Annotated in this window: 20 protein-coding genes; 12 read left to right on the top strand and 8 right to left on the bottom strand. The window is 69.2% G+C overall.

Annotated features, from left to right (window positions below; all coding sequences use genetic code 11):
* Nucleotides 1-68: 68 nt before the first annotated feature.
* The 3 genes from OZ403_RS20425 to OZ403_RS20415 all read left to right on the top strand — a co-directional run bounded on the left by OZ403_RS20425 (nucleotide 69) and on the right by OZ403_RS20415 (nucleotide 5,085).
* The gene (locus OZ403_RS20425; protein WP_268781516.1) at nucleotides 69-1,733 is read left to right on the top strand and encodes an adenylate/guanylate cyclase domain-containing protein; all 1,665 of its coding nucleotides are present in this window, start codon (nucleotides 69-71) and stop codon (nucleotides 1,731-1,733) included.
* Entirely contained in the window at nucleotides 1,730-3,982 is a 2,253-nt protein-coding gene (locus tag OZ403_RS20420; RefSeq protein ID WP_268781515.1) for a serine/threonine-protein kinase, read from the top strand. The genes OZ403_RS20425 and OZ403_RS20420 overlap by 4 nt, the downstream gene beginning before the upstream one ends.
* Before the next feature lie 104 nt (nucleotides 3,983-4,086).
* Complete coding sequence (locus OZ403_RS20415; protein WP_328285544.1) at nucleotides 4,087-5,085, top strand: hypothetical protein; 999 nt, start codon at nucleotides 4,087-4,089, stop codon at nucleotides 5,083-5,085.
* A gap of 95 nt (nucleotides 5,086-5,180) precedes the next feature.
* On the opposite strand, the gene OZ403_RS20410 is transcribed toward OZ403_RS20415, so the two are convergent.
* The 4 genes from OZ403_RS20410 to lspA all read right to left on the bottom strand — a co-directional run bounded on the left by OZ403_RS20410 (nucleotide 5,181) and on the right by lspA (nucleotide 11,108).
* Nucleotides 5,181-7,538: a hypothetical protein gene (locus OZ403_RS20410; protein WP_237077249.1), complete on the bottom strand. Its 2,358-nt coding sequence runs from the start codon at nucleotides 7,536-7,538 to the stop codon at nucleotides 5,181-5,183.
* A gap of 157 nt (nucleotides 7,539-7,695) precedes the next feature.
* The gene (locus tag OZ403_RS20405) at nucleotides 7,696-9,285 is read right to left on the bottom strand and encodes a sigma-54-dependent Fis family transcriptional regulator (RefSeq protein WP_140875594.1); all 1,590 of its coding nucleotides are present in this window, start codon (nucleotides 9,283-9,285) and stop codon (nucleotides 7,696-7,698) included.
* Between the two features lie 13 nt (nucleotides 9,286-9,298).
* Complete coding sequence (locus OZ403_RS20400; RefSeq protein ID WP_140792167.1) at nucleotides 9,299-10,132, bottom strand: MBL fold metallo-hydrolase; 834 nt, start codon at nucleotides 10,130-10,132, stop codon at nucleotides 9,299-9,301.
* Between the two features lie 448 nt (nucleotides 10,133-10,580).
* Nucleotides 10,581-11,108 (bottom strand): signal peptidase II, encoded by a 528-nt coding sequence (lspA, locus tag OZ403_RS20395; protein WP_140792165.1) that lies wholly within the window; start codon nucleotides 11,106-11,108, stop codon nucleotides 10,581-10,583.
* Nucleotides 11,109-11,807: 699 nt separating this feature from the next.
* Here lspA and OZ403_RS20390 point away from each other — a divergent pair.
* The 4 genes from OZ403_RS20390 to OZ403_RS20375 all read left to right on the top strand — a co-directional run bounded on the left by OZ403_RS20390 (nucleotide 11,808) and on the right by OZ403_RS20375 (nucleotide 15,291).
* A complete protein-coding gene (locus tag OZ403_RS20390; RefSeq protein WP_140792163.1) occupies nucleotides 11,808-12,389 on the top strand; it encodes a tRNA-uridine aminocarboxypropyltransferase in 582 nt (193 codons plus the stop codon).
* Nucleotides 12,390-12,901: 512 nt separating this feature from the next.
* A complete protein-coding gene (locus OZ403_RS20385) occupies nucleotides 12,902-13,900 on the top strand; it encodes a radical SAM protein (protein WP_140798593.1) in 999 nt (332 codons plus the stop codon).
* A gap of 12 nt (nucleotides 13,901-13,912) precedes the next feature.
* Nucleotides 13,913-14,431, top strand: coding sequence for an NUDIX hydrolase (locus OZ403_RS20380; RefSeq protein WP_140875592.1), 519 nt, complete (start codon nucleotides 13,913-13,915; stop codon nucleotides 14,429-14,431).
* A complete protein-coding gene (locus OZ403_RS20375; protein WP_140792157.1) occupies nucleotides 14,407-15,291 on the top strand; it encodes a hypothetical protein in 885 nt (294 codons plus the stop codon). The genes OZ403_RS20380 and OZ403_RS20375 overlap by 25 nt, the downstream gene beginning before the upstream one ends.
* On the opposite strand, the gene OZ403_RS20370 is transcribed toward OZ403_RS20375, so the two are convergent.
* Nucleotides 15,275-16,846 (bottom strand): GMC family oxidoreductase N-terminal domain-containing protein, encoded by a 1,572-nt coding sequence (locus OZ403_RS20370; RefSeq protein ID WP_268781513.1) that lies wholly within the window; start codon nucleotides 16,844-16,846, stop codon nucleotides 15,275-15,277. The genes OZ403_RS20375 and OZ403_RS20370 overlap by 17 nt on opposite strands.
* 30 nt (nucleotides 16,847-16,876) lie before the next feature.
* Nucleotides 16,877-17,431 carry a hypothetical protein gene (locus tag OZ403_RS20365; RefSeq protein WP_237080515.1) on the bottom strand — a complete coding sequence of 185 codons (555 nt, stop codon included), beginning with the start codon at nucleotides 17,429-17,431 and terminating at the stop codon, nucleotides 16,877-16,879.
* A gap of 88 nt (nucleotides 17,432-17,519) precedes the next feature.
* Between OZ403_RS20365 and OZ403_RS20360 the strand changes: the two genes are divergently transcribed.
* From OZ403_RS20360 to OZ403_RS20340, 5 genes are read left to right on the top strand one after another with little or no spacing between them, the layout of a single operon-like run.
* Nucleotides 17,520-20,708, top strand: coding sequence for an efflux RND transporter permease subunit (locus OZ403_RS20360; protein WP_268781512.1), 3,189 nt, complete (start codon nucleotides 17,520-17,522; stop codon nucleotides 20,706-20,708).
* Nucleotides 20,705-21,868, top strand: coding sequence for an efflux RND transporter periplasmic adaptor subunit (locus OZ403_RS20355; RefSeq protein ID WP_140875587.1), 1,164 nt, complete (start codon nucleotides 20,705-20,707; stop codon nucleotides 21,866-21,868). The genes OZ403_RS20360 and OZ403_RS20355 overlap by 4 nt, the downstream gene beginning before the upstream one ends.
* Before the next feature lie 53 nt (nucleotides 21,869-21,921).
* Nucleotides 21,922-22,230, top strand: a complete 309-nt coding sequence (locus OZ403_RS20350) for a c-type cytochrome (RefSeq protein WP_140798589.1) — start codon at nucleotides 21,922-21,924, stop codon at nucleotides 22,228-22,230.
* A 32-nt stretch (nucleotides 22,231-22,262) separates the two neighbouring features.
* On the top strand, nucleotides 22,263-22,586 hold the full coding sequence (locus tag OZ403_RS20345) for a hypothetical protein (protein WP_268781511.1): 324 nt from the start codon (nucleotides 22,263-22,265) through the stop codon (nucleotides 22,584-22,586).
* 9 nt (nucleotides 22,587-22,595) lie between these two features.
* Nucleotides 22,596-23,357, top strand: coding sequence for a ParA family protein (locus OZ403_RS20340; RefSeq protein ID WP_268781510.1), 762 nt, complete (start codon nucleotides 22,596-22,598; stop codon nucleotides 23,355-23,357).
* A gap of 58 nt (nucleotides 23,358-23,415) precedes the next feature.
* Here the strand turns inward: OZ403_RS20340 and rnk are convergent, their stop codons facing one another.
* Entirely contained in the window at nucleotides 23,416-23,832 is a 417-nt protein-coding gene (gene rnk / locus OZ403_RS20335; protein WP_140792149.1) for a nucleoside diphosphate kinase regulator, read from the bottom strand.
* A gap of 110 nt (nucleotides 23,833-23,942) precedes the next feature.
* Nucleotides 23,943-25,403 (bottom strand): glutamate synthase subunit beta, encoded by a 1,461-nt coding sequence (locus OZ403_RS20330; protein ID WP_140798588.1) that lies wholly within the window; start codon nucleotides 25,401-25,403, stop codon nucleotides 23,943-23,945.
* Nucleotide 25,404 lies beyond the last annotated feature (1 nt).

Genomic DNA, 25,404 nt, shown 5'->3' with positions numbered 1-25,404 from the left:
TGGTGATTTCCGAGCGTTCCCCGGTGCCGATGGCCTCTGGTAGTGTCCGGGCCGGTGAGGATTTCCGCGTGAGCCAGTCCCCCGTCCCTTTCGCTCCCAAACCCGGGCAGATTCGCGGCCCCCGTCTGACAGGGCGCTTCGCGGATGGCACGCTCGGAGAGTTTCCCCTGGGGCCGGCGACGTCCCTGGGCCGGCATCCGTCCAACACGTTGCGGCTGGTGGACCGGGAGGTCTCCAAGGAACACGCGGTCATCGAGCGCGTGGGCAAGGACTTCATCCTCAAGGACCTGGGCTCGTCCAACGGCACCTTCGTGAATGGCCGCCGGGTGAAGGAGCTCAAGCTGCGCGACGGGGACGAAATCTCCCTGGGCGCCTCGCGGCTCATCTTCCACAGCGGGGAGCCGGTGGCGCAGGCCACCGCGCCCACCGCGCCGGGCGTGACGGTGGTGGCGCAGTCCATCTCCATGCCGGCCTTCCTGGCGCAGATGGACCAGGTGCCGCAGAACTTCCGGCCCGCCGAGCAGGTGTCGGACGTGGAGGCGCTTCGCCGCGACTACGAGAAGCTGCGCATCGCCCATGAGTTCCACCGTCAGGTGAGCCTGCAGGGCAGCCAGACGGGGCTCTTCGAGCAGATCCTCAAGGTGGCCTTCCAACTGCTGGCCGCGGACCACGGCGTCATCCTGAAGGTGGCCGCGGACGGCGAATTCATCCCGTCGGCGGTGCACCACCGCTCCGACAAGGCCGTCAACGTCATGCTGTCCGACACCGTGCTCAAGCGCGTGGTGGAGACGGGCAAGGCGGTGCTGACGGCGGACGCCATCATCGACGAGCGCTTCTCCGCGGCGGAGAGCATCGTCGCGCAGGGCATCCGGTCCGCCATGGCGGTGCCGCTGAAGGTGAACGGGAAGATTCAGGCGGTGCTCTTCCTGGACAGCCGGCAGCAGATCAACGCCTTCTCGGAGAAGGACCTGACCATCCTCTCCGGCATCGCCTCGCAGGCGAGCATCGCGCTGGAGAACGCGGCGCTGGCCGAGCAGATCCGCGCCGAGGCCGTGACGCGCGCGGAGCTCAGCCGCTTCCTGTCCAAGGCCGTCGCCGACGCGGTGATCGCCGGTGAGACGGAAGACCTGGCGCAGAGCCGGCTGGCGGAGGTGAGCTGCCTCTTCGCGGACATCCGCGGGTTCACCACCATCTCGGAGAACGATTCTCCGCAAGAGGTGGTAGACATGCTCAACGCATTCTTCACCGCCATGGCCGGGGTGGTGTTCCGCCACGAGGGGAACCTGGACAAGTTCATTGGGGACTGTGTCATGGCCGTCTGGGGGCCGCCGCTGTCGCACCCGGACGATGCCGCCCGCGCGCTTCGGGCCGCCTTGGAGATGCAAGACGCCGTGCATGAGCTGAACCGCCGCCGCGTGGCCGCGGGCAAGCAGCCCATTGAGGTCGGCATCGGGGTGAACACCGGGCAGGCCGTTGTCGGCTACATGGGCAGCGCCGAACGCCACGAGTTCACCGCCATTGGCGACACGGTGAACACCGCTTCGCGCCTATGTGGCATGGCGAAGAGCGGCGAGGTGCTGGCCTCCGAGTCCACGGTGCGCAGGGCGGGCGCCGGCTTCGACGTGGAGGGGCTGCCGGCCCTCCAGGTGAAGGGCAAGGAGAAGGCCGTGCCGACCTACCGCGTCCACGGGCTGGAATACACCACCGCCGCTTCCTCCTCACGCCGAGCATGAGCCCGACGACGCAGGCCTGCCCCAACTGCGGCCATCCACACGACATCCGCGTCTACGTGAGCGGCCAGCGTGTCCAGTGCCGCTGCGGCATCCGGTTCGAGGCCCGCCGGGGTGACATGGCCGCCGAGGTGGCGCGCAACACGATGGTGCCCACGGGCAGCGGCATCCAGGAGCAGCGCCCTCCGGCCAATGGGACCTCCGGCGTGGTGACGGTGGTTCCTCACGCGGAGCCGGAGCCGGGCATCGACATCTCCCTTTCGCGCGCTCCGGAGCCCGCGCGCTCCGGGCCTCGCGGCGACGGGAGCGGGCTGCCAGGCGTGGCGGCGCCGGGGACCAGTGGTGTGGCCATGCCTTCCAGCAACGGAGCTTCGGACGCGTCAGTGGAGCAGACGTTGGTTCGCTCGTCCGCGAAGACGGGCTCGGACACTGCGCACTCGGCGCTGAACGCGCACGAGGACAGCACCTTCGTGGGCGCTGGCAAGGTGGACCTGCCGGGCTTGGAGCTGCTGGAGATGCTCGGGCGCGGCGGCATGGGCGAGGTGTGGCTCGCGCGGCAGCAGTCGCTGGGGCGCACGGTGGCGGTGAAGCTGCTGCCGCCGCGGCTCGCGAAGGACCCGGAGTTCGTCACGCGCTTCGAGAAGGAAGCCACGGCGCTGGCGGCGCTCAACCATCCGCACATCATCCAGATCATCGACCGGGGTGTGGCGGGCGAGCACTACTACTTCGTCATGGAGTACGTGGAAGGCCGCTCGCTGCGCGAGGCGATGTCGGCCGGGCTCACGCCGGAGAAGGGCATCAAGCTCCTCCTGGCGGTGGCGCGCGCCATCGAGTGCGCGCACGACAAGGGCATCATCCACCGCGACCTGAAGCCGGAGAACATCCTGCTGGACGGGCGCGGGCACGTGAAGGTGGCGGACTTCGGCCTCGCGGGCATCCGCGCGCCGGACTCGCGCCTGCAGCTCACCGCGACGTCGGTGGCCATGGGCACGCTGAACTACATGGCTCCCGAGCAGCGCCGCGACGCGAAGAACGTGGACGGGCGCGCGGACCTCTTCTCGCTGGGCGTCATCCTCTACGAGGTGCTCACCGGGGAGCTGCCGCTGGGCCGCTTCAAGCTGCCCTCCTCGAAGGTGCCGGGGCTGGACCCGCGCGTGGACCCGGTGGTGGACCGCCTGTTGGAGCAGGACCCGGCCGCGCGCTACGAGAAGGCCGGCGAGCTGTGCGCCGCGCTGGAGGCGATGATTGCCACCAGCTCCGCGCCGGGCATTCCGCAGAGCAACCTGGACGGGCGCATGGTGCCCGCTGCCGCGCGATCGGTACGGCCGGTACGGCCGGTGCGGCAGACCGCGCTGTCGCGTCAGCTCCGTTCGGGTTGGCGGCGCGTGCGCGGTGGCCTGTCGGTGGTGGGCGGGCTGGCGCTGCTGGGCTTCGCGGTCCGGTGGTTCGTGGGGCCGGTGAGCCTCCACCTGGGCGACGACCAGCGCGTCATCATCGGCACGAAGGGCGTCCAGGTGAAGCCCGGCAACCGGGCGCTGCCGCCGAACACCTACGGCGAGGTCTTCTCATCGCTCTCCTTCGCGGCGCCCGCCAAGGCCGGGGGCACTTCGCGCCTGGAGCTGGGCTTCAACGAGGGCAACGAGGAGGTCAACGTCCACAGTGGCCAATGGCGGCTGGTGGATGGGGAGCTCCAGGCCTTGCAGGCGGGCAAGGAGACCAATGGGCGGCGGCTGATTCCGCGCGCGTACATCGCGCAGCGCTACTTCTCGTCCAACGATTTCACGGCCGAAGTGCTGATGGACGTGGCGCAGCTGGGACCGGAGTACGCGCAGGACGCGGATGCGCAGCACTACGGCGAGCTGGCGTTCCGCATCAAGGACTTGCAGGTCTCCGCGTTCGCCATTCCGGACGTGGGCATGCGGCTGTCGTGGCGCTACTTCATGCCGGACGGGCGCGAGGTGGTGGGGAACAGCGCGCAGGACACGGAGGCGCTCGTCGAGGACGAGATGCCGCTGCCGGCCCACGGCCCCTACCAGGTGCGGCTGCAGCTGCGCCGGAACAGCTCGGGCGTGCTGGTGGAGGCGTTCCTCAACAACGAGCGCTTCGCCCGCAAGCTCCTGGTGGGCCTGGAGGACCGCGTGGGCAAGGTGGCCCTGGGCTGCCGCAACCTGTCCTGCTCGTTCGATGACTTGAAGGTCCGGGGGCACCTGATGCCCCGGCCCGTCCGCCGCGTCGCCGCCGGCCCCGAGTAGCCCGCACGGCAAGCGAAGGCTTGCGCGGACGCCGCTCCATCCCCACCTTGCTCTCGGCATGTTCCGCCTCGCGGGAGTCCATGCCGAGCCTTCAGGGGGACGGGATGGAGCTGTGGCGCATGGCACTGGCGCCGGTCTACGCGGCGTGCCTGTTGGGACTGTTGGTGGCGGCCTTCGCCTACGGGCGCAAGGACGTGGCGTCCCGTCCCTACCGCGTGCCCCTGTTGTGGTTCGGACTTCTGGCGGGGGTGGCGCTCGTCGTGCTGCGGCACGTCCAGGGGACCGGGGCGGTGTTGGCCTCGGAGACGGCCGTGAAGGCCATGGGCTCTGTCCTGCTGGTGCTGGCCGCGGGGTTGGCGCTGCGGGGCGCCTGGGCCCGGACCCGGGCCAACGTGCTGCGGGGTTCGGCACCGGTGCCGCTGGATGAAGCGGTGGCGGCCCTGCGTGCCGGTGCGTCCCCGGGCTGGGGCGTCTATCACGGCGTCCTGGACGCGGAGTCGACGTTGACGTCGCCCGGCGGCGTGCCGTGTGTCTTCTTCGACGCGGAGGTGCGCGAGGTGGCGGCGGACGGCCGGCGCGGGCCGCTGTTGTCGCGTGAGCGCGCGTATGCGCCGGTGCTGGCGCTGCGGGGCCAGCGCGCCCGTGCCTCTGTGTCCTTTTCGCCCGCGTCGCTGATGGCCCCGGTGGAGGTCCGCCGGTGCAAGGCCCTGCCAGGCACGGTGCCCGCGTCCTGGTATCAGACGGAGCATCCGGTGACAGCGCGCGCGCGAGAGTCTGCGGCCAGCCTGAGCCCAGCCCCGGGTGGAATGAACGTTCCGTCCACGGACGCCCCCAGCCCGAGGCCCGCCATCGAACCCGAGGCCCTGTCCTGGGAGCGCGTGGGCGCGGTGGGCGAATCCTGCCTCGTGGTGGGCGAACTCCGGAGGGGCCCTGTCGAGGGCAGCTACGCCCTGGTCGGTCGGGAGGGTGGCCCCGCGATGTTGGTGCTGGGACCCCAGGCGCCGGCCACCAGTGAGACGCTGGCGCGCCGGGCCTGGCGGCACTTCGCGGCGGCCGGGGTGTTGTCCATGGCAGCGGCCGTCGTCCTGTCACGGGCGCTGTGAGACGCGCGGCGGGGTCCGTACCGCCGCGCAAGGAGCGTGATGCGCCCGTGGGCCTCGCGGTCCGAGCACTGACGCCCAGGCCGCTCGGGACGCGCTCAGTCTGCTCCGGTGCCTCGCGTGGTGGAGAACACGAGCTGTTCCTCGCTGTCCGCCACCCGCACGGTGAGGGTCCGCTCGACGCCCGCGAGGCCTAGCGGCGTGGACTGCGCCAGGTCCGAGAGCAGGGAGCCCGCGGCGCGCAGGTGGAAGCCGGTGGTCCACATGCCTTCCAGTTCGCCGAACACGGTGCGCAGCTCGTCCGGGGCCTTGCGTTCATCAATGGCGCGGCGCAGGCGCACCATGCCGCTCACGAAGTTCCTGCACCGCATGAGCGTGTTGGGGTTCTTCGAGATGACCTCCGCGAAGCTGAAGTTGCCGCCACCCGGGCGCCACTCGCTTTCGATGAGCTGCAGGTCCTTGCCCAGGTCGCGCACCGTGGGGTCCTTCTGGAAGTACCACTTGGCGATCTGCGCGGCGCGGCTGGGTGACAGGTCATTCAGCATGAGGCTGCCTTGCTCCTGCACCTCGCGGAGGTAGGCCTCCCAGATGGGGGCGTAGACCGCGCGCCGGAACTCGGCGGAGGCGCGGGGAAGCTGCTCGCTCCATGGGAGCGCGCGGGCCAGGGCGCGTGAGAAGCGGGACAGCTCGAGCGTCTGGATGCGGGGCACCAGGGCGCGGAACGAGTCATCCGCCATCTTCAGCTCGAGCCGCGTTTCGATGGGGTGCTTGCCCACGTCCTCCTGCATGACGCTGATGACGGTGGCCGCGTCCTTCGCGTCAAGTACGCCCCAGACGACGGCGTCATCCACCGCCTGCTGAAGGTCCTTGCGCGACAGCTTCTTCTGCCGTCCCCACAGCATCAGGTGCAGTCCGTAGCCGAAGTCGGAGGCCACGGGGGTGGGGGAGAAGCGCGTCATGTCCGCCTTCAGATCCACCACCCACTGTCCGCGGGTGCCCAGCAGCTTGTCCTCGTAGCCCCGGCGTCCGAGGAACGCCATGCGCCGGGCGCCCTGGAAGTTCTCCTGCGTCACCCAGGACTGCTTGCTGACGTTCTTCGCCTTGAGCAGCTCGAACGAGCCAACCCCCAGGGAGAAGCCGTAGGCCTGCTGGCGCGTGAGCGTGGTGGCGTGGAGGTAGTTGCGCAGCTCGAACTCGCTCTGCTGGGCGGGGAGGCTCTTCATCCACTTCAGCAGCTCCACCAGGTTGCCCTTGAGCAGGGACTCGTGGAAGCGCATCGCGGTGACGTCCTCCACGACGACCTCCAGCAGCGTGGAGGCCTCCGAAAGGCGCAGGTATTCGTACTCGAAGCCCTCGGCGACCTGCGAGCGGACGGCGTTCTCCAGCGCCTCGGCGACGCGGGCCTTGAAGTCGGCCCAGGCCTGCGGGAGGTTGGCCGGGTCCGCCAGCTGCGGGTCGATGCCAAGGCGCTCCAGCACCAGGCCCAGCACCTTCTTCTGGTTGTCGTCCAGCTTCGCCTTGCTGGCCTTGTCCACCAGGCCGTCCATGATTTCCACCGCGGTGGTGCCCTTCTTGACGAGGTCGCGAAGGACGGGCCCCAGCAGCGCCTCCAACAGCTGGCCCAGCTGGGCCTTCACCGCCGCCGGGTCCAGCAGCTCCACGGTGATGCCCAGGCCGGCGGAGAGCGCCTGCTCATGGGACTTCACCTTGCGCACGGCGACCTGGATGCGGCCGGCACGGGGACGGGAGAAGCTGAGCTGGTAGTCGTCGGTGAGGGACACCCGGGCGGAGAGGCTGGCCTTGGCGCTGGTCTTCAGCGCGAGCAGCTCGTTGCCGCGCAGGAAGCCCAGGCGGTTGAGGTTGGTGGGGAAGATGTCCGCCCAGTTGAGCTCCAGCCGTGTGTGGAGCGCGCCGCGGGCCTGCCACGCCACCGCGTCCCCCGTGGTCAGCTTGGCCAGGTCGGTGGCCTGCATCAGCCGCAGCTCGGACAGGTCGGAGCGCACCGCCTCGCGCATGTTCTGGCCCAGCGGATGCGCGCGGTAGTCGCTGAGCGTGACGGACAGCTCCGTCTGGTTCTCGGAGGCGAGGAAGGACAGGCTGGCGCTCACTGCGGCCTTCACGCGCGCGGACACCTGGTAGCGCATCCACCCGATGTCACTGCCCAGCAGCAGCTGGGGCCGGGGCCCTGCCTCGGCGCTCTCCGGGCTCGGCTCGCCGACGATGCCGTTTTCGTCCACGTCGCCCAGCGAGTTGAAGTTGCGGATGGACGCTTCGCCGGTGGTTTCGAAGGAGAGGGTGATGCCGTGCATGGCCAGCTTGGGCGGAAGGATTTTCTCTTCCGTGAAGGTCCCCTGGGCCAGCGGCACCTTGATGTCCTGGTCCTGCAGCTTCACGTCGGGCACCTTGCCCGCCACGACGTCGGGAAGCTTCTCCAGCAGCTTGTTGACCACTTTCATGCGCGTCCCCCTGGGCTGAAGCCTCCTGCACGTGGGCCGGAGGTCTCTTTGTCGTACGCCGTTGCTCAGCTCGGAACAAGGCGGATACCAGAAAAGACCGGTGGTCAGCGGACAGATGCCCTGGAGGGTGGGGTGGAGGCCGCCTCCGTGCGGTGCGTCAGGGCTCGTCGCCCAGGCCGTACTCCTTGAGTTTCCGCGCGAGCGTGTTGCGGCCAATCTCCAGCACGCGGGCCGCGGCGGTGCGGTTGCCCTTCACGGCGTCCAGCACGCGCAGGATGTGGCGGCGTTCGACCTCCGCCAGTGGCAGCAGGCCCGCATCCATGGGCGCGGGTGCAGTTGGCGCGTTGACACCCTGAGAGGCTGCGGGAGGCGCCAGGGCGGCCCGGTCCACATTGGGCAGGGGCAGGTGCTCTTCGAGAATCTCCCCTTCACAGAGCACCACGGCGCTCTCGATGCAGTTCTCCAACTCCCGCACGTTTCCGGGCCAGCGGTAGCGCTTGAGGCGCTCCACCGCGGCGGCGCTGAGGCGGGGCGGCGTCAGCCGGTGCCTCCGGGCGACGGCTGCGACGAAGTGGCGGGCGAGCCGCTCGATGTCCTCCGCGCCGCGCTCCCGCAGCGGCGGCAGCACCACCTCGACCACCTTGATGCGGTAGTAGAGGTCCTCGCGGAAGCGGCCCTCGGCCACCATGCGGGCCAGGTCCCGGTGGGTGGCCGCGACGATGCGCACGTCCACCTTCACGGCCTGGGTTCCGCCCACGCGCTCGAACTCGCGATCCTGGATGACCCGCAGCAACTTGCCCTGCACCGGCAGGGGCAGCTCGCCAATCTCGTCGATGAACACCGTGCCGCCGCTGGCCGCCTCGAACTTGCCGGGCACGCGGTGGTCCGCGCCGGTGAAGGCGCCGCGCTCGTGGCCGAAGAGCTCGTTCTCGATGAGCGTGGCGGGCAGCGCCGCGCAGTCCACCTTGATGAAGGGCTGGTCCCTGCGGGGTCCATTCACATGGACGGCACGGGCGAACAGCTCCTTGCCGCTGCCGCTCTCGCCGCGTAGCAGCACCGTCGCGTCGGTGGGAGCGGCCTTGCGCACCAGTCGGTAGATGGCCTGGAGCTGCGGGGACTCGCCGATGATGCGGTTGAAGAAGTAGCCCACCGGTACCTGGGGCTGGTCCTTCGCGCGCTGGAGCTCCTGGTAGAGGCTGGTGCTCTGGAGGGCGGTGCTCACCTGCGAGGCGATGGCGGTGAGCCGCTGCGTGTCCTCGCCGGTGAAGCGGTCCTCGCCGCGGCGGTTGAGGACCTGGAGCACGCCGTAGAGGGCGCCGTCCCCGTCGCGCAGTGGCACGGCGAGCAGGCTGGTGGTGCGGTAGCCCGTCATCCGGTCGATGTCCGCGAAGAAGCGCTGCTCGCCGCGCGGGTCCGGCACGTTGATGGCGTGGCCCGCCTCGGCGACGGTGCCTGCGACGCCCTGGCCCAGCTTGACGCGAATCTGGGACACCTCGGGCAGGTGCGCGGCGCGGCTGAACAGCTCGCGGCGGGCCGGGTCCAGCAGCCAGAGGGTGCCGCGGTCCGCTTGCAGGGTGATGGCGATGCGGTCCATCAGCGTCTGGAGGAACGCGTCGAGGTCCACCTCCCTGCCAACGAGTCCTCCGAAGGGGAGGAGGACCTGGGAGACGTCCGAGGGGGCTTGGGGCATGGCGGGCAACGGCGGAAGGACGAACGCGGAGGCCGCACCATAACATCCAGACGGCATGGGACCGCCCCTCTCAGGCCGCGCGGCCCAGCACCAGCCGCTGGCCTTCGCGTGCGGGCTCGCAGACGGGGAAGAGGGCGCGGGCCTGCTCCGCCATGTCCTCGAGCACGTCGTCACCGTGCGCCGGGTCATGGTGGAACAGGCACAGTCGGCGCGCCCCCACCAGCCCGGCCACGCCCGCGGCATCCATCATGGTGGAGTGGCCCCAGCCCTTCTTCGCCACGCCCGTGCGGCCCTCGTATTCGTCCGGCGTGTACTGCGCGTCCAGGCACAGGACATCCGCGCCCTCGAAGAGGCGGCCCACCTCCGGCGCGAGGTCCTGCACCCGCACCTCCACGTCCGTGGCGTAGACGAACGAATGACCATCCGCCTCCACGCGGTACGCCAGGCACCCCTGCGGGTGCGGCACGTCGATGGGCGTGACGCGGAAGGGGCCCACCTCCACGGGCCGGGCATGCAGCGCCGAGCGGAAGTCCATCCGCGAGCGCATGATGCTCAGCGGCACCGGGAAGTGGGGCGGCTGCATCTGCGCGGCCAGCTCGGACTGGAGCGCCTGGGCCCCATTCGCGCCCGGGCCGTAGAGCGTCAGCTCGGACGTGGGCAGGTAGGCCGGCGTGAAGAAGGGGAAGCCCTGCACGTGGTCCCAATGCAGATGCGAGAAGAAGAGCGTGGCCTTCTGGGGCGCGCCCTCGCGCATCATGATTTCGCCCAGTGCGCGGATGCCCGTCCCGGCATCCAGGATGAGGCGGTGGCCCTGGCTGGTCACCTCCACGCAGGCCGTGTTGCCGCCAATGCGCGAGCCCGACACCGCGATGCTCCCCCGAACGCCATGAAACCGGACTTCCATCGTGAGTCTCCTTGAATGGGGGGCCTCCGCCTGGGACGCCCTCATGCCCGGAGCCTCAGAGCATGGTGTGTGCCATTCCCAAGTGCCCGGAATCAGGGGTGAGGGCCTTGGGTGCGCCCATCGGTGCTCCAGAATGGAGCGCGCTCGCCTGGTGCGGGCGATCCAAACCGGTGCAGGTCGGTCGCATGGCAGGGCGGCGGGCACGTCTTCCAATGGCGCACGGCAGTCCTGTCTTCATTGCTCACCCGATGCGGGAAAATGCATGCATCCACCAGTGCGCGGAGGGCACTCCGACCGCCGAGTATCTGGAGAAGCTGGCCGCATCACGGACCTCCAGCTCCAGGGGTACACATTGGTGCTGGAGGGATTGTTCCGGGCTGGCCGCTCGCGGCGGATTCCCCTGCTGCGTGGTGCGTCGCGAGGAAGCGACCGCGCGCCCACGCCCTGGCTAGTCGCCCTGACTCGGAGCGGGAGCGGGCGCAGGGGCCGGTTTCGGACGACGTGAGTCGAAGGCCATCAAGATGGCGCCGACGACGAGCGCGGCGTCCGCGACGTTGAAGGCATACCAGGGGTTCAGAGGCCAGAACCCGAGGTCAGCAACGACGAAGTCCGTCACGCTGCCCAGGCGGACGCGGTCAATCAGGTTGCCAATGCCGGCGCCGACGAGGCCGAGCGCGACGTGCAGCCGGTAGTGGTCCGCGGGCGTCTGGCGGACCAGGTGGATGACCAGCAGGAAGACGGGGATGGCCACCGCGCTGAGGATGAGCTGGGCGTAGGGCAGCGACCGGAACATGCCGAAGGTGATGCCGGTGTTCTCCACGTACTGGAAGCGGATGACGTCGCCGAAGACGCTCATGCCGGTGTAGCCCAGGGGCTTCACATGCTCGCGGACCAGGACCTTCGTCCACTGGTCGAGGATGAGCAACAGCGTGGCCAGCCCGCCCACGACAAGGTACTTTCGACGCTCCGGAGTCATTGGCGGCGCAGCCTCCTACAAATGAGGTGGCCGGACAACCACCGGGAGTGTCGGTGAGCGGATGCTCATCGTGCTCGCAGGGCCACTGGCAGACCGAGTTACCGCGTGGGGAAGGGCCAGGCGACGAGGGGCATCGGGACCGGTGTGGGCCGCTCCATGTACAGGGAGTGCGCGAACGGGCCGACCTCCTTTGTTTCGGAGAGTGCGTTGAACCGGCCTGTCATTTCGAGTTCGGCCCCACTTCGCTCCATCGAATTGTCGATGAACAGCGTCAGGACGCCTGTGTGGACCCAGCCGAACTCGAAAGTGAAGAGTCCCACCACGCATTCCATCCGTCCCCGGCGATGAGCGCCTCAGCGACGCGGGCGGCGGGGGCCGAGTCCAGATGGCTCTCGCTCAGACTCCAGGATGCAAGAGGGCGCTCGAAGCGGATGGAGGTGCGCAGACACAGCACCGCGTGTTGAACCGCTGGCGGGAGGGATGCGTCTTCACCCTGCAGCGCCGCGGCTCGCGCGAAGCGGCTTGCGCCGGAGGGCTCCCGGGCAGCCCAGCGGTCGCTCGGAAAGTCCCTGGCTTCAGGCAGTCGCGGCCGTGTCCAGGTCCAGTGCGTCGTCACCGCCCAATCACCCATGACGAAGCATCCCAGCACGAGGGCCAGGGGGAAACGAGTGCTTCTGTTCGTCCAAGGGCCGGACCAAGATGGGGGCAGTGTCTTCCCGTCTCGCCAGTCGCCCGCGTTGTTCCCGCTGCAACCTGGCGCTTCACCTGTGCCTGTGTGACGAGATTCCCCAGGTCCACACGCGGACGCGAATCCTCCTCCTGCAGCACGTGATGGAGATCGCGAAGAAGAGCAACACCGGCGGCGTGGCCGCGCTGGCGCTGGTGAACTCGAAGCGCCTCATCCACGGCTCCCTCAGTGGGAGCGCGGAGCTGGAGCTGCTCTCCGAGCCCGGGACGTGGCTGCTCTATCCCGATGGGCCGCCCGCGCCGCCCGATGCACCGCCACCGCGGCAACTGGTGGTGCTGGACGCGAGCTGGTCCCAGGCGCGGCGGATGACACAACGGGTCGCCGCGCTACGGACGCTGCCTCGCCTGGCGCTGCCGCCACCGGAGCCAGGACTGCTCCGGCTCCGCGAACCCTCGCACCCCTCCGGGATGTCCACCCTGGATGCCGTGGCTCGAGCGGTGGCGGCGCTGGAGGGGGCCGAAGTGGCCATGCCCCTGGCGCGGCTCGCCGCGCTCCGAGTCCAGCGGATCGCCGAGTGTGGGACCTTGTATTGAGTCTCCGGGTATCCGTGCGCGGCTCCGTGTCTTCGTGAATTGACACGCGCTTGAGCCGGTCTTGATGGATTCGGGATGTCTGTGATTGCGTTGCCGGGGGCATCCACCGCTTCTCCGCGGAAGCGATGCGTTCGGAGCGCGGAGCCGGCGCTGGCTCGCGGTGGCGTCCGACACCGCGATGTCAGTGGCGTGAGTTAAAGAGAATGTCGCGGCAGATGAGCCTCTTTCAGGGACGTCATGAAGAAACAGAAAAACTCGCTCTTGCGGATAAAGTGAAACCCGCGTAACATCTCTGTGACGTCAGCGTAGGCTGGCTCTTCTATTTCAAGAGGTCACGAGGGGGAGCCCCGGAAGGTTCGGGGGCGCTGTCGGGCGGACGTGACTGTACCCATGCCCAAGGCGGCAGGGGCGTCCTCCCGGGCGTGGTGTGTCTTTCGATTGGGCGGCTCAGATTCATCAACCAAGGCTCTGCGGCCCATTGTCGGCTGCGGGGCTGTTCTTAATTCCTCACCATGTCCGTACGCATCAGAGAGCGCCAGGAGAGCTGGGGCACCATCATCTACGACAACCTCCGCGATGAGTTCTCGGCGAAGGTGTTCGAGGGTTGCGTGCCTGTGCCGCGGAGTCCCATCGGTTGTGGATGGCTGGTCACTGCGCCGTGCAACCTCGTGTGTATCCACTGCTACGGGAACGTCGAGGACCTGCCGTCGAAGCGGCTCTCCACGCCCCAGCAGCTCAAGGTGGCCGACGAAGTCATCCGCGCGGGAATCATGCGACAGATTCTCTCTGGCGGTGAGCCGTTGATGCGCCGAGACACGCTGAACGTCATCGACAAGCTCACGGACCATGGTGTCGCCACCATCCTCGGCACCAACGGCACCTTCCTGACGCAGCAGATGATGAAGACGGTGTCTCGCTGCACGCGCGTGGAAATCAGCCTCGATTCCATGGACGAGCGGGTCAACAACGAGATTCGCCCCAGCCGCAACGCCAAGGGTAACACCTACCAGGAGACGCTCCGGGCCATAGGCCTGTGCGTGGACAATGGCGTGGCGCCGCGAATCCTGACCTGTCTCAACCGCCACAACAGCCAGCATGTCGAGGAGCTGGCCCAGTTCATCTACGAGCGGGGCATCCGCGACTGGGCCATCTCCTGGACGCTCTCCGCCGGCCGCGCCTATCACATCTACGGCGAGTTGATGCCGGAGGAGACGTCGCATGTCACCGCGACCGTGGAGCGGCTGCGGGAGCGCTACCCCGACATGCAGATTCGCCTGTCGGACCGCACCGTCAACTACAGCCGCTACTACTTCCTCATCTGGCCGGACGGGATGATGGGCACCGAGGAGATCGTCACCGGCAAGAAGCTCTTCTTCAGCTCGTTGGTGACGGGCTCCGTCCAGGACGGTTGGAAGCAAGAGAACTACGACCTGGACGCACACTTCCGGAAGTGGGTGGGGGACCGCATCGAGGTCATTCCCATGGAAGGCCGGAAGCCCCTGGTCGCATAGGATGTCCGTGGCATGGAGCTGATTGACGTCATCGACACCCAGGGGCAGGTGGTGGGGAGCGCGCCCCGCGACCAGATCTACGGCCAGAAGCTGCCCCATCGCATCGTGCATGTGATGGTGGAGCGCGACGGCAAGGTCTTCCTGCAGCGGCGCTCCCGGCACATGACCTTCATGCCCGGCCACCTGTGTACGTCCGCGGGAGGTCACGTGAGCGCGGGCGAGGCGCCCTTGGAGGCCGCCCAGCGGGAGCTCCTGGAGGAGCTGGGCCTGGAGGGGCCGCTGGTGCCCGTGGCCGAGTTCATCTTCGACGATGGGCACCACCGGCGCATCTTCCTCTACCGCGCCCGAATAGAAGGCCCGCTGCGCTTCTCCGAGCGGGAGGTGGACGGGGGCATCTTCCTGGCGCCAGAGGAGCTGGGGCGCCTGCTGGATGAGCCCTGTCATCCCCAGTTGTGGCCCTGTCTGGAGCGCCTCTTCCCCGGGCCGAGCGCCGACGCGCGGACGCGATGGAAACAGTCCTCTACTCGCTGACGTCCGTCCTGTTGCGGTCGGGAAACAGCGTCTTCGACCGGCTCAGCTACGGGCTCCGCCGCCAGTCCATCCTCGTCCTCAACTTCGCCAACAACTTCGTCCCGTTCCTCTTGCTGGCGGCGCTGACGCCGCTGCTGCCCATGGAGGACAGGGCGGGGTGGGCGCTCTATGGCAACGCGAAGCTCGCGCTGTTCGCGGTGAGCGTCCAGGGGGTGGCCTTCGCCTTCTCCTTCGGCTTCCGGCACCTCACGGTCGCCCGGGTGAACATCGCCTCGCGCATCGGGGATGTGCTCATCCCCCTGGCGCTCATGCTGTCCGGCCGCACGGTGCACTGGACCGAGTACCTGTTCGCCCTCGCCGTGTCCGGCTGCTCGCTGCTGGCGGCGGGAGGGGCCTCGGACAACCGCCGCGCCCTGTGGCTGCCGGCGTTCTTCATCACCGTGGCCGTGCTCGTGCAGAGCCTCTGCGGGGAGCTCTTCTTCCAGGGCCAGCCTTCGGGCGTGGCGTCCAACCTGGAGGTGAGTACCGCCTTGATGTTCTGGAGGAGCGCCGCCTGTCTGGTGCTGCTGCTCCTCTTCGGCGCCCGGGGGCCGCTAGGGGCGCAGTTGAGCGAGCTGGTCGTGGACGGCCGCGCACGCACCAACCTGCTCGTGCGCGCCCTCTTCACCGTGGGCAATCAAGTCGCCTTCGTCATGGCGCTGGCGGCGGGAAACCGCGTCGTCGCCTGGCCCATCCTCAACTCGGTGACGCTCTTCTCCCTGGTGTTCGCCAACGCCTTCATCCAGGAGGCGCCCGCGCGGCGCGAGGTGTTCGCCGTCGCGGCCATCGTCGCGCTGGCCGTGCTCAAGGCCGCGCTGTAGTTCGTGACGGCGCCAGGCCAGGCAGCACCTGGTCCGCGAAGCGCAGCGAGAGGGCGGTGAGCGTCAGCGTCGGGTTGATGGCGCCGTTGTTCGGGAAGTTGCCGTTGGTGAGGGCGAACAGGTTCTTCGTTCCGAAGACGAGGTGCCTCCCGTCCACGACGCCCGAGTCCGGCCCTTGGCCGAAGCGCGCCGTGCCCACCGAGTGGTCTGCCCGGCGAATCACGCCCGAAACCCAGACCTCCGACTCGCGGCAGCCCGCGGCCTTCATCACCTGCATCAAGGTGTCGGTCATCCACTGCCAGCGCGCGGCGAACCCCGCGTCCACCGCGTAGTGAATCTCCACCTGGCGCTCGCCCGGCTTGCCCGTGAAGCGCAGGCGGTTCTCCGCCTGGGGGAACTCCTCGATGAAGCCATGGAGGTTGAGCCGGCTCTCCCGGGCGAAGGAGTCGATGTACGCGGGCGCCAGTTGCTCCTGGCGGACCCAGGACTGCAGGTCCGGCTCCTCCGGGTACTCGGAGAAGATCATCTTCCCGGCGGCCTGCTGCTCCGGCGTGTCGAAGTGCCGCGAGAAGAGGGCGGGCATGGGGACTTCGCGCCCGTTGAACTCCCGGGGTGGCTTCGCCAGCTTGCCCTCGAGCTTCAGCATCGGGTGGGTAATCAGGTAGCGCCCGAGCGCGGGCAGGCGCTGCTCATCGAAGCCCGAGTGCCACAGCAGCTTGGGCGTCTCCAGGGCGCCCGCGGCCACCAGCACGGCGTCCGCGTCCAGCGTGGCCGTCTCGCCCTCGGGGGTGCGGTAGGTGACGCCCTGGGCCACCTCACCCGCCATGCGCACGGCCAGCACCGGGCTGCTCGCGAGCAACCGGAAGCCCGGGTGGGACTCCATGTCCGCCAGCAGCAGGGTGGGGTCGAAGCGCGCGCCCATCGGACAATACCGGCACGTGCCAAACGTCATGCACGGGCCGCCCACACCTTCGCCGCCGGGGCCTCTGCGCGACATGGGAATGTGGCCATAGGTGATGCCCAGCGCCTTCAGGGCGTGGCGCACCGGCTCTGACTCGATGGGATACGGCGGGCTGTTCCACTTGTAGGGCTGCGAGCGCCAGGGCGTGGGATGTCCGTCCACGGGGGCGTTGGGGCCGGTGACGTTCAGCAGGGACTCGGCCTGGTTGTAATAGGGCTCGAGCTGGGTGTAGCTGAAGGGCCAGTCGTTCCCCTTGCCGGTGCGCTTGCGCAGCTCCAGGTCCTCGGGCTGGAGGCGGGGCGTCCAGCCGCTCCAGTGCAGCGTTGACCCGCCCACGGCCATGAGCCGGCTGCCCTTGATGAGGAAGTGGTCGCGCTCGGGTTGGACACCGGGACGGGAGTTGGCGTCGCCCTGCGAGTCCTCACAGGCGTGGTAGGGCCGCACGCCCGTGGTGACGAAGTCCAGCCAGCGGCGCGAGTCCCGCATGGGCGTGCGAGGGCCGGCTTCGAGCATCACCACCTCGTAGCCCCGCTCCAGCGCGGCGCGGGCGGTGATGACCGCGGCAACACCACTTCCGACGATACACAGCCTCATGTTGTCAAATCCTGTTGGCGGCCGCGCTGACTACAGCTCGTCCGAGGCGCGATAGGAGCCAGACGCGTGCGGCTCGTGCCAGAGGCCGCCCATGTGGCCATTCATGTTGCCGAAGCCAAACGTCCGGAAGCCCCCGCCGACCAGTGACATGATGGCCAGCTCGCCCACCACCTTCACGCGGTGGAGCTCCGGCAGCTCCAAGAGCCATTCCACGGAGAGCTTCTCGGGCCGCTTCACCTCCGCCGCGAAGCGGGTGTAGGTGGCCAGGTACGAGGGGCGCTCCTCGCATTTGAGGCGCAGATAGCCTTCCAGCAGCGCCTCGTTGTGGTGACCGTCGATTCCCACGAAGCGTGAGATTCGGCGGGCCGTGTCGAGCAGGACGTCCCGCACGTCGTCGGGGAGCGGCCCTGCGCTGTCGGGGGCGATGAGCTGGAGGGGCGCCGCTCCCGCCGTGGGAGGTATCAGCCGCGGGCGAAGCGTTCCGCAACTGGAGGCCACCACGCCGATTCCCAACCACTGCAGGAGCTGTCTGCGATTCAGCAGCGCTTGTGTCAGCACAGTCCCAGAGGAGGGAGATGTTTTCACGGCGTTGTTCATGACGGCTCAGCCTTCATGCTGCCCCAGTCTTCCCAGTGGAAGCAAGGGTTGCGGACATTGCCTCGATTGCTGCTCCATGGCAAAGAGCGGAGGCGATATGTGGATCGTCCGGCTGGCGCTCCGACGCCCCTATACCTTCGTGGTGGCGGCGCTGCTGCTCGTCTTCGTGAGTGTGCACGTCATCCGCGAATCCCCTACGGACATTCTCCCCGAGGTCGACATCCCCGTCATCAGCGTCGTCTGGAGCTATGACGGGCTGCCCGCGCAGCAGATCGAGCGGCAGATTACCCAGTACAGTGAGTACTCCCTGGCGAACAACGTGGCGAACCTGGCCCGGCAGGAAAGCCAGTCGTTCGACGGTGTATCGGTCGCCCGGTTGTATCTACACCCCGGGGCTGACGTGGCCGAGGCCATGGCTCAGGTGACGGCGTCCTCGCAATCCATCACCCGGCGCATGCCTCCGGGGACGCAGCCACCCATCATCCTCCGGTATTCGGCCAGCAGTGTGCCCATCCTCCAGGTGTCGTTCAGCAGCGAGACGCTCACCGAGTCGCAAATCTACGACCATGTGAATCAACGCGTCCGGCCCCTGCTCGGCACGGTCCGGGGCGCGCGCATTCCCCAGCTCATGGGCGGCAAGGTCCGTCAGATGACCGTGGACCTGGACCTGGAGGCCCTCGAGGCCCATGGGCTGGCGCCGCACGACGTCGCCTCGGCGGTCTCCGCGCAGAACCTGGTCCTGCCCACGGGGAACCTCAAGATGGGCGCGCACGAGTACCGCGTGACGCTCAACAGCAGTCCGGAGACGCTCGCCGCGCTCAATGACATCCCGGTGCGCCGGGGCGATGGCCGCGTCGTGTTCCTCCGGGACGTGGCGCACGTGCATGACGGCTTCGCGGTGCAGACGAACATCGCCCGGGAGGAGGGCCGGCGCTCCGTCATCCTGTCCGTGATGAAGACGGGGGACGCCTCGACGCTGGAGGTCGCCCGCCGCGTGCGCGAGCTGCTGCCCACCATCCAGGCCGCCGCGCCGGAGGGGCTGTCGGTGCGGTTGCTGGCGGACCAGTCCTCCTTCGTGACGGCCGCCATCCACGGGCTCCTGGCTGAAGGGGTCATCGCCGCGCTGCTGACGGCGACGATGATCCTCCTGTTCCTGGGAAGCTGGCGGAGCACGCTCATCATCGCCATCTCCATTCCCTTGTCGGTGCTCGCGGCCATCCTGGTGTTGCGGGGCCTTGGGTACACGCTCGACTCGATGACGCTGGGCGGGCTGGCGCTCGCCGTGGGCATCCTCGTGGATGACGCCACGGTGGAGATAGAGAACATCCACCGCAACCTGGCCATGGGGAAGCCGCTCACCCAGGCCATCCTGGATGGCGCGGAGCAGATCGCCGTGCCGGCCTTCGTCGCCTCGCTCTCCATTGGCATCGTGTTCATCTCGGTGCTCTTCCTGGAGGGGCCGGCCCGGTACCTGTTCCTGCCCATGGGCCTGGCGGTGGGGCTCTCCGTCATGGCCTCGTATCTGCTCTCGCGCACGCTCGTGCCCACGCTCGTGCAGTTCCTGCTTCGCGCGGAGGTTCAGCGGCATGGGCAGCCCCAGACGGGGTGGCTGGCGCGACTGCACCACCGGTTCGAGGCGGGCTTCGAGCGCTTCCGTGCGCGGTACGTGGGCGCGCTCCAGGGCGCCCTGGCCCGGCCGCGCCGCGTGCTGGTGCTCTTCCTGCTCGCGGTGCTGGCGGCGGTGGGGTTGATGCCCTTCGTGGGCCGCGACTTCTTCCCCACCGTGGACGCGGGCCAGCTCCGCCTTCACGTCGTGGCGCCGCCGGGGACGCGCATCGAGGAGACGGAGCGGTACCTGTCGCTCGTGGAGGACGCCGTGCGTGAGCTCATTCCCGCCGAGGACCGGGTGAGCCTGATTGACATGATGGGCATGCCGGGCGGCTACAACCTCGCGCTGACGGATACCTCCAACGTGAGCAGCGCGGACGGGGAGGTCCTCGTGACGCTGGCTCCGCAGCGTCGGGTCCGGACGGACGCGTACGTCCGGCTGCTGCGCGAGCAGTTGCCGCGGCGCTTCCCCGAGCTCACGTTCTACTTCCAGCCCGCGGACATCGTGACGCAGATTCTCAACTTCGGGCTGCCGTCGCCCATTGACGTGCAGGTCTCGGGCTCCCAACGTGAGGCCACCTATGCCATCGCGCGCAAGCTCGAGGCGGAGCTGGGGCAGGTCCGGGGCGCGGTGGACGTGCGCCTGTCGCAGGTGGTGAACGCGCCGCGGCTGCACTTCGAGGTGGACCGGGTCCGCGCCAGCGCGGTGGGGCTCACACAGCGGGACGTGGCGAACAACGTGCTGCTCACCGTGTCATCCAGCTCGCAGGTGAGCCCCAGTTTCTGGATCGACCCGAAGACGGGGAACAGCTATCCCCTGTCGGTGCGCGTGCCGGAGACGCGGGTGTCCTCGGTGGAGGACCTGACGCGGATGGCGCTGCCCACCCGGGAGGGGCCCCAGCTCCTGGGCGACCTCACCCGGGTGCAGCGCGAGTGGACGCCCGTCTTCGTCACCCACGTGGACATCCAGCCCACCTTCAACGTCCGCGCGGACGTCCAGGACACGGACCTGGGCAGCGTGGCTTCGCGGCTGGAGCGGCTCGTCGAGCGCTACCGCGAGGAGCTGCCGCCGGGCTCGCGCATCCAGGTGCGTGGGCAGGTGGACAGCATGCGCACCAGCTTCGACCGGCTGCTGTTGGGCCTGCTGTTCGCGGCGGTGCTCGTCTACGCGCTGATGGTGGTCAACTTCCAGTCCTGGCTGGACCCCTTCATCATCATCACCGCGCTGCCCGGGGCGGTGGTGGGCATGGTGGTTTCGCTGTTCGCCACGCAGACGCCGTTCAGCATTCCCTCGTTGATGGGCGCCATCATGAGCGTGGGCGTGGCCACGGCGAACTCCGTGCTGGTGGTGTCCTTCGCCAACGAGCAGCTCGCGCGAGGCGCGAGCGCGGCGGAGGCGGCGCTCGAAGCGGGGCGGGTGCGGGTGCGCCCCGTGTTGATGACGGCGCTGGCCATGGGCCTCGGCATGCTCCCCATGTCCCTGAACCTGAGCGAGGGCGGCGAGCAGAACGCCGCGCTCGGCTGCGCCGTCATTGGCGGCCTCGTGGGCGCCACGGTAGCGACCCTGTTCTTCGTTCCCGTCGTCTACAGTCTGATGCAGGCGCGGCGGGCTGTCCGCGCGGCGTCCCCTGAACTCGAGCCCTCGGTGACAGCGTGACGGAGCAGACCCCTGGCGTGGATGCCGCGGCGCGAGGCGGGCGCTGGCCCTGGGTGTTCGCCGCCTTGCTCCTGGCGCTGCTGGGGCTCGGCGTGGCGCCACGGTTGGAGCGGTCGCGCGCGTTGGACCGGCGTGAAGCGGAAGCCCGTCTGCCGCCGCTCGTTGCCACCGCGCGCGTGACGCGGTCCGAGCCGAAGGCGGAGCTCACGTTGCCAGGGACGGTCCTTCCCAGTCAGCGCGCGTCGCTGCACGCCCGCCTCAATGGCTTCGTGGGCCGCATCCACGTCGACCTGGGCGACCGGGTCCGCGCGGGCCAGTTGCTGGCGGAGCTTGAAGCGCCCGAGCTCCAGGCGGAGTGTCACCGGGCCCGGGCGCGCCTGGATGAGACGGAGCGGAACCTGGAGCTCGCTCGCGCGTCCGCGCGGCGCGGGCAGATTCTCGCGGGAGAGGGCAACGTCAGCCACGAGGTGGCGGAAGAGGCGCGGGCGCGGGCCAACTCCGCGGAGGCCTCGCTGAAGAGCGCGAAGGCGGAGGTGGAGCGCCTCGATGCGCTGTACGCGTATCGCCGCGTGGTGGCGCCGTTCGATGGTGTCATCGTGCGCCGCAACGTGGACCGGGGAGCGCTGGTCACCGCGGGCAGTGGCAGCGGTATGACGAGCCTGTTCGAACTCGCGCAGACGCACACGCTGAAGGTCTACGTGGATGTGCCGCAGTCCCTCGCCCATGACATCCGGCCGGGGCTCGAGGCGCGGATCTCCACGCTGGATGCGCCCGCGCGGGCGCTGCCAGGACGCGTGGTGCGGACCGCGGGGGTGTTGGACCCAGGGACCCGCACGCTCCTGACGGAGGTGCAGCTCGCCAACGCAGAGGCGCTGTTCGCAGGGGCCTTCGTGCGCGTCCGGTTGCTCATCGAGCGCGAGGCTCCGCCCATGCTCATCCCCGCCAGCGCGCTGGCCATGCGGAGGGAGGGGCCCACGGTCCTCGTGGTGGGGGAGGCGAATGCCGTCCAGCAGCGCGTGGTCGTGCTGGGGCGTGACCTGGGCGCTCATGTCGAGGTGATGGACGGATTGTCCGCCGAGGACCGGGTGGTGCTGAGCCCACCGGACACCCTGGGCGATGGGCGCGTGGTGCGCGTCGCGGAAGGGCGTGCCGCGCTCTAGTTTGCGTGGAGCTGTCGGTCGGTCTCGATATGCTGTTTGGACGGGAGACTTCAATGAAGCGTTTTCTGTGGCTGTCTGTTTTCGCGGTGGCGTTGGTGTCCAACGTGGCCTCCGCGAGCGAGGAGCTCGCGAAGGCCAAGAGCTGCATGACGTGCCATTCCGCGACGGCGCGGCTGGTCGGTCCTTCGTTCAAGGAGATGGCCGCCCGCTATGCGAAGCAGGAGGGCGTGGAGGACAAGCTGACGCAGCGCGTGCGCAAGGGCAGCAGCGGCGTCTGGGGCGCCATTCCGATGCCGGCGAACGCCCAGGTGTCGGAGGCCGAGGCGCGCGCGCTGGTGAAGTGGATCCTGACGCAGAAGTAGCGCGCGGAGGTGCCCATTTTCTTCGCACACCGTTGCGGGGAGTGGACGGGCTGGGGACGTTCTCCTCGTGGCTCGAGGAGGAGTTGGCGGCGCTGACCGAGGCCCTGGAGGGTGCGTCCCTTTCCATCAAGGCGACGGCGCCCGCCAAGGCGAAGGGCCCGGCTGCCTTGTTCGACAAGTGCCCCCGAGACTCGAAGGCGCTGCTGTTCAACGGCCGGAAGCTGGGCGAGCTGCCCGCGCTCAGAGGAAATCGAGCGGCTGCGCCAGGCGCTCCCCGAGTGCAAGGTGGGCGTGAACTGAGCGCGGGAGAGGCGCCGCCGCCCGTGGCTTCTCTCCCCGTGGGACGTCCGGTATAGACCGGGGCCATGGCGTTCATCGCGTTCTCCACCATCAAGGGCGGCGTCGGCAAGACGACGCTCTGCTCGCATGTGGCGGCGGCCCTCGCGGATGCCGGCCGCCAGGTGCTGCTGCTGGACCTGGACCCTCAGGCCCATGCATCGCTGGTGCTGGGACTGGAGAGCCGGGAAGGCCCGTGTGTGGGGGATGCGCTCGGGCCCCGTCCCAAGCACACGCTGGCGCAAGTGGTGGTGGCTTCACCGAAGCGGCCCGGCTTGTTCATCGCCCCCGTCGCGCCGCGCATGGCCGCGCAGGAGCGCGAACTGTTCCAGTGGGGCCACCGCCTCCAGGCGATTCCGCGCGCGCTCAAGACGCTGGGGTGGACGCCGGACATCATCCTCGCGGACACCCCGCCCAGCATCGGGGCCTACACCGAGGCCGTGCTCGCCTCCGCGGACCTGGTCGTGGCCCCCGTGCCCACCGGCGCCTTCGCGCTCCAGGGCCTGGGGGAAATCGAGACCGCCTGGCGTGACGTTCGCGAGCAGGGCGGTGAGCTGGTCGCGGTGGTGAATCTGTGGGATCGCCGCACCACCGCCACCAACGAGGCCATGGAGGGCGCGTTGAGCGAGTCCACGGTGCCCGTGCTGCGGGCGCGAATTCCGCGCTCGGAGTCCATCAACCAGGCGGGGCTGGGCTACGAGGTGGTGTTCGACACGAGCCCGCAGGCGGCCGGCGTGGAGGAGCTGCGGGCCCTGGCGCAGGAGTTGGCGAAGCGCGTGGGCCTGCGCTGAAACGGCAAACGGCACGGTCCGCCACGAGGGCGCACGGTGCCGTCCGGGGGAAGCCGAATCAGAGGTTGTAGTGGCCCGAGGCCTCGGGCTGGTAGGGCACCGCGACGATGCGCAGCCGCTTGGAGCGTCCGCCCGGCAGGGGCCAGGTGATGGTCTGCCCCACGGTCAGGCCGATGAGCGCGCTGCCGATGGGGGCCAGGACGGAGATGCGGCCGTCGTCGCTGCTGGCGTCGCGCGGGTAGACAAGGGTGACCTCCCGGCGCTCTCCCGTCTGTTCGTCCTCGAAGACGACCTTGCTGTTCATCGTCACGACGTCGGGCGGCACCTCTTCCGACGCGACGACGCGAGCCCGGGTCAGCTCCGCGTCGAGCATTTCCGCGAACTCGGCCGTACGGCCGCCTCCGTTGTGGTCCACCACCTGGCGCAGGCGCTCCAGGTCGGCTTCGGTCACGATGAGGGTCTGTTCGCTTCGCATGTCAGGGGCCTCCTGTGGGAGGGAGTAATGGGTTAAGCCCATTCTAACTGCCTCACCTGCTATTTATTCCCGACTCGCCCCAAAAAGGCGACCCGGGCGTTTCATTCCGCTCAGAAGGCGCAGTCCGCGCCCCGGGTGGGCAGCGCGGAGCGCCCCCCAGAAAGATACGCATCGCAGGCCTTGGCGGCTTCACGGCCGTCCGACAGGGCCCAGACGATGAGGCTGGCGCCCCGGCTCGCGTCCCCAGCGCAGAACACCCCGTCCGCGGACGTGGCGAAGCGCGCGTCCACCTGCACCGTGCCGCGGGGGGACAGCTTCACCCCCAGCTCCTCGGAGAGGTTGCCCGCCTCAGGCCCCGTGAAGCCCATGGCCAGCACCAGCAGGTCCGTTTCGAACGTCACCTCGGTGCCGGGACGTTCAATGAGGCGGGGCAGGGCGCCAGGTTCGGGCTGGAACTCGATTTCCACGGCCTGCAGCGTCTGGAGCCGTCCGTCGCTGCCCGTCAGCCGCTTCGTCATCAGCGCGAAGCGGCGCTCGCCGCCTTCCTCCTGGCTGGTGGAGGTGCGGAAGATGACGGGCCACCTCGGCCAGGGGTTGCCCTCCGCGCGCACCGCGGGCGGGGCGGGGAGGAGCTCCACCTGCCGCACGCTCGCCGCACCCTGACGCAGCGCGGTACCCAGGCAGTCCGAGCCGGTGTCGCCGCCACCCAGCACCACGACGTGCCGACCGGCCGCGTCCAGGCGCGAATCCTTCTGGCCATGGCCCGAGACGAGCCGGTTCTGGTGCTCCAGGTACTCCATGGCCTGGACGACACCGGACAGCTCGCGTCCGGGGACCTCCAGCTCGCGCGGACGGCGCGCGCCCAGGGCCAGCACCAGGGCGTCATGCTTCGCGCGCAGCTCGCGGTAGCTCAGGGCACCGCCCACGTCCACGCCGGTGACGAAGGTGATGCCCTCGGCCTCCATCAGCGCCAGGCGCCGGTCCACCACGGACTTCTCCAGCTTGAAGTCGGGGATGCCATAGCGCAGCAGGCCGCCGGCCCGGGCGTCCCGCTCGTACACGGTGACGGTGTGTCCGGCCGCGTTGAGCTGCGCCGCCGCCGCCAGTCCCGCGGGCCCGGAGCCCACCACGCCCACCGTCTTCCCGGTGCGGCGTGCCGGAGGCCGGGGCTTCACCCAGCCCTCCTTGAAGGCCCGTTCGACGATTTCCTTCTCCATCTGCTCGATGGTGACCGGGTCCCGGTCGATGGCGAGCACGCACGCGGCCTCACACGGCGCCGGGCACAGCCGGCCCGTCATCTCCGGGAAGCCATTGGTGCGGCTGAGCAAGTCATACGCCTCGCGCCAGCGCCCGCGGTACACGGCCTCGTTGAAGTCGGGGATGAGGTTCCCCAGGGGACAGCCCTGGTGACAGAAGGGGACGCCACAGTCCATGCAGCGGCCGGCCTGCCGTTTGGCCTCGTCGGGGGCCAGCGGCAGCGCGAACTCGCGCCAGTCGCCCAGCCGGTCCGCCTTGTCCCGCTTGTCTGCGTGGACGCGCTCCCACTCGATGAATCCCGTTGGCTTACCCATG

It is taken from the genome of Myxococcus sp. NMCA1, from assembly GCF_026810205.1.
GTDB classification, from domain to species: Bacteria; Myxococcota; Myxococcia; order Myxococcales; family Myxococcaceae; genus Myxococcus; species Myxococcus xanthus_A.
Note: the sequence above shows the minus strand (reverse complement) of the source record. Positions and strands in the feature narration are given on the sequence as shown.

Excerpts from the sequence above, each read along its gene's own strand:
- OZ403_RS20420 (WP_268781515.1), top strand. The coding sequence starts at position 1,730 with ATGAGCCCGACGACGCAGGCCTGCCCCAACTGCGGCCATCCACACGAC.
- OZ403_RS20415 (WP_328285544.1), top strand. The coding sequence starts at position 4,087 with ATGGAGCTGTGGCGCATGGCACTGGCGCCGGTCTACGCGGCGTGCCTG.
- OZ403_RS20410 (WP_237077249.1), bottom strand. The coding sequence starts at position 7,538 with ATGAAAGTGGTCAACAAGCTGCTGGAGAAGCTTCCCGACGTCGTGGCG.
- OZ403_RS20405 (WP_140875594.1), bottom strand. The coding sequence starts at position 9,285 with ATGCCGTCTGGATGTTATGGTGCGGCCTCCGCGTTCGTCCTTCCGCCG.
- OZ403_RS20400 (WP_140792167.1), bottom strand. The coding sequence starts at position 10,132 with ATGGAAGTCCGGTTTCATGGCGTTCGGGGGAGCATCGCGGTGTCGGGC.
- lspA (WP_140792165.1), bottom strand. The coding sequence starts at position 11,108 with ATGACTCCGGAGCGTCGAAAGTACCTTGTCGTGGGCGGGCTGGCCACG.
- OZ403_RS20390 (WP_140792163.1), top strand. The coding sequence starts at position 11,808 with ATGGGGGCAGTGTCTTCCCGTCTCGCCAGTCGCCCGCGTTGTTCCCGC.
- OZ403_RS20385 (WP_140798593.1), top strand. The coding sequence starts at position 12,902 with ATGTCCGTACGCATCAGAGAGCGCCAGGAGAGCTGGGGCACCATCATC.
- OZ403_RS20380 (WP_140875592.1), top strand. The coding sequence starts at position 13,913 with ATGGAGCTGATTGACGTCATCGACACCCAGGGGCAGGTGGTGGGGAGC.
- OZ403_RS20375 (WP_140792157.1), top strand. The coding sequence starts at position 14,407 with ATGGAAACAGTCCTCTACTCGCTGACGTCCGTCCTGTTGCGGTCGGGA.
- OZ403_RS20370 (WP_268781513.1), bottom strand. The coding sequence starts at position 16,846 with ATGAGGCTGTGTATCGTCGGAAGTGGTGTTGCCGCGGTCATCACCGCC.
- OZ403_RS20360 (WP_268781512.1), top strand. The coding sequence starts at position 17,520 with ATGGCAAAGAGCGGAGGCGATATGTGGATCGTCCGGCTGGCGCTCCGA.
- OZ403_RS20350 (WP_140798589.1), top strand. The coding sequence starts at position 21,922 with ATGAAGCGTTTTCTGTGGCTGTCTGTTTTCGCGGTGGCGTTGGTGTCC.
- OZ403_RS20340 (WP_268781510.1), top strand. The coding sequence starts at position 22,596 with ATGGCGTTCATCGCGTTCTCCACCATCAAGGGCGGCGTCGGCAAGACG.
- rnk (WP_140792149.1), bottom strand. The coding sequence starts at position 23,832 with ATGCGAAGCGAACAGACCCTCATCGTGACCGAAGCCGACCTGGAGCGC.
- OZ403_RS20330 (WP_140798588.1), bottom strand. The coding sequence starts at position 25,403 with ATGGGTAAGCCAACGGGATTCATCGAGTGGGAGCGCGTCCACGCAGAC.